At 68.9% G+C, this 3,207-nt stretch carries 2 protein-coding genes; one reads left to right on the forward strand and one right to left on the reverse strand.

Annotated features, from left to right (window positions below; all coding sequences use genetic code 11):
• Positions 1–122 precede the first annotated feature (122 nt).
• Complete coding sequence (locus tag ACZ68L_RS46670; protein ID WP_469590978.1) at positions 123–1,508, reverse strand: glutathionylspermidine synthase family protein; 1,386 nt, start codon at positions 1,506–1,508, stop codon at positions 123–125.
• Between the two features lie 320 nt (positions 1,509–1,828).
• Between ACZ68L_RS46670 and ACZ68L_RS46675 the strand changes: the two genes are divergently transcribed.
• Entirely contained in the window at positions 1,829–2,977 is a 1,149-nt protein-coding gene (locus tag ACZ68L_RS46675) for a GNAT family N-acetyltransferase (protein ID WP_469590980.1), read from the forward strand.
• The last annotated feature ends 230 nt before the right edge of the window (positions 2,978–3,207 follow it).

Genomic DNA, 3,207 nt, shown 5'->3' on the forward strand with positions numbered 1-3,207 from the left:
CTGTCGATCAGATTGGCCGTGACGAACCGGCCTTTTCCCGCGAGGTCCGGCAGACCCCAGGCCGTCTGAATCCGCCGCCACGCCGAAGGCGCGGGCAAATGCTGCGGCATCATGACGTCTCTCTACTTCGCCGCGTCGGCAGGCACTTCGCCCCACACGGGCAGCTCGCTCTGATGAAATACGGCTGCGATGCGCGCGTTCGCGGGCGGCGCGACGGAGATGATGCTGCTCGCACCGGCCGGCACCGCCTTGGCGAACGCTCCCGCGCAACCCTGCGGGGTGTAGAACATGCCATAGGCCGCCTGCCATTCCTCGGTTTCCCCGGTCACCGGGTCCACCACGAACTCAGGCCGCGGTACCACTCTCTGCTGTACGACACACCCCTCCGCGGCCGAGTCCTCCAGAGCCCGCCGCCACGTGGCGTCGTCCGTCTCCCAGCCCACGACGGCGCCGACTCCGCCGCCGCGCGCGTTGACCTTCAGGATCAACTGCTCGCGCCGCTCCAGGCATTCGTCGACGAGGTCGGTGTCGGTCTTGAGCGTTTCGGTGTTGATCAGGCGGGTCCAGGGCAACACCCGGTCGACGAGCCGGCACTCGTCCTCGCTGAGATCGCGCCGCCGCGCCGCATCGGAAAGCAGCGCCATACAGGACTTGTTGGCGAACATGTTGCTGGACAGGGGGGTCCAGAGCAGCGTCCCGCCGGCCCCGTGCGCACGCAGCAGCGGTGCGACCAGGTCCCAGCCGTCAGGTTCCTCGGCGATCTGGTCCGGGACGAAGGTGCGGTAGACCACGTCGATCTTCGTGTCCCCGAGGTAAAGCGCCCCCTCGCGTTCGTGCACGTCGGAGACCTCGGCCACCAGGATGTCGAGGCCCGCCCAGCGCAGTGCGGACTGGAAGTTGGCCCAGTGCTCGCCGTAGTCCTTCAGACCGCCACGCCACTCCAGCAGAGCCACCACCGGCTCACGGCCGGGTGCCACCCGGGCGCCGAAGCGGCGCAGGGCCTCCACTGCGGCGCGGACGGGATGCACGTAACCAAGCCGGTTCCGGCGCGCGAAGCCGGCGAAGGCGTCGACCTCCATCGCCGCGCGGGAGATCTCCCCCGCGAATCCCCAGCCGCCCGCCTCGCTTCCCAGATTGAACTCAAGGAGCTTGAACGAGGTGCCGTCGTGGTACATGTCGGCCCGGCCGTAATGGGGCGGCAGCAGGTCGCCGAACCGCCGAATCGCTTCCCAGCGGCCGTCGCTGATTCCCAGCACCGACCGGAATGCTTCCAGATCGCCGCCGAACATCCGGTCCGGCAGAGAGAAGAGCATGTCGATGAGGTGCCGCAGGTCATCGGCAAACTCGCGAATCTCACGCTCGGCCACGAAGAGGGGCCTGGCCAAGCACTCGACATTCCACGGTGCGAGCGTCGGGAAATCCTTGACGTACCGGGCGACCAAGGGCAACTCGCTGTCCGGTGTGCGGAACTCCTCGTTGTACTGGGCTGTTACCCGTTCCGCCGACATGAAGGCTCCACTCGTGCTCGATGGTGACGGGACCTCTCGGCCCGCAGAAGTCACCGTTTCACCCCGATCTCCGGTGTGACTCAATTGCGGCTGAATTCCCGCTCAACGGCCCCTTCGGGCACGGAACATCTGTATTAATCTGCAATGACAGCAGACCTGAAAGGAACGGCTCCGCAGTCATGCGGGACGCTTGTTCCTGGCCCTGCCGCACGAGCGGCGGACGCCCGTGGAACGCGGCCGGGCCCGGCCGGGGCCCGGGGACCCCGCGGCGCCCGTCCTGGTCGCCGTAGCTGATCCGCCGAAGACCAAGGGGAGGCGCCATGAACGCCACGACGGACACTTTCGCCGACGCCATCGGCGGGCTCGGGGACACCGAGTGGGACAGGCTCGCCGACGGCAGGTTCTACTCGTCGGCGCTGTGGCTGCGGCTGTGCGCCCTCGACCCCGGGTCGGTCTCCGGCGGTCTGCACGTGGAGACCCCGGGCGGCGGCCGGGCCGCGATCCCCGTGGCGGCGGTGACCGACGAGCCTACCCCGCAGCTTCGGTGGCACGAGCTGCTCGCCGCGCGCGGCCTGCCGGCGCCCGAGCCCGGTGGCCTGCTCATCGGCCAGCGCCGAGGCTACCTGGCGCACCTGCTGACCGGAGAGGGAACTGATCGGACCGAGGCCGCCGCCGCGGTGCTCGACGCGGTCCGCGCGCTGCGCTCACCCCTGCACGAGGAGTCGAAGATCGCCCGCGTGGCGATGTACCTGACCACCGAGGACGTGCGGGCGCTGCGCGCGGCGGGGGTACAGACCGCCCCTGTCGCGCTGAAGGCCGACGCCTGGATCGAGATCCCGCCCGGCGGCTACGACGCCTGGCTGGAATCGCTGTCGGCGCACCGGGCCCGCCGTATCCGCAGCGAGGTACGGAAGTTCGAGAAGGTCGGGTACGAGGTGGAGCACCGGACGCTCGCCGAATGCTGGCGGGACGTCGCCCGGCTGCTGGCCTGTTCGCTCGCGCGCTACGGCAGGACCGTCGACGTGGCCCCGATGGCCGAGTCCTTCCGCAAGCAGGGTGAACTCGCCGGTTCGCGCGCCGAAGTCGTGCTGTGCTCGCGCCCCGGCGAGCCGCCCGTCGGCTTCTGCATGTACTTCCGCCGCGGCGACACCGTCTACCTGCGGGCGCTCGGCTTCGACCACGACCAACTCGCCTCGGCCGCCGAGTACTTCAACCTCACCTACTACATGCCGGCGCGCCTTCCGGGAGTGCGCTGGCTGCACGCGGGCACCGAGACCGCCGAAGGAAAGGCGCTGCGCGGCGCGACGCTCCGGCCGCTGTGGCTGCTGGATCTGTCCGAGGACAGCCCGCTGGCTGGGTACGACGAGGAGATCCGCGAGCACAACCGTGCCCTGCTCGCCCAGTTCCGCGACACCTCGCCCGCGATTTCCGACGCCCTGGAGTACGAGCTCTGGGAGCCGTACTGCTGAGGCCGGCCACCCCCGTGTGCTCCTCGTACACGGCGCAGGCCACATACGAATGGATCACAGTCCGGTCCAGGTAGTGCAGCATTTTTGCTCAGGCAACCGCGCGGGCCCCGTGTCCAAGATTTCGGCACGAGGAAAACTGAACCGCCCCGGGTTCGGTAGAGATCTCAGATTGTGGTTTTGACCTGGGGTTTCGCGGTGGTGAGGTAGTGGTTGGTCTCGTATTCGACGGG

It is taken from the genome of Streptomyces sp. NPDC104309 (assembly GCF_055584025.1).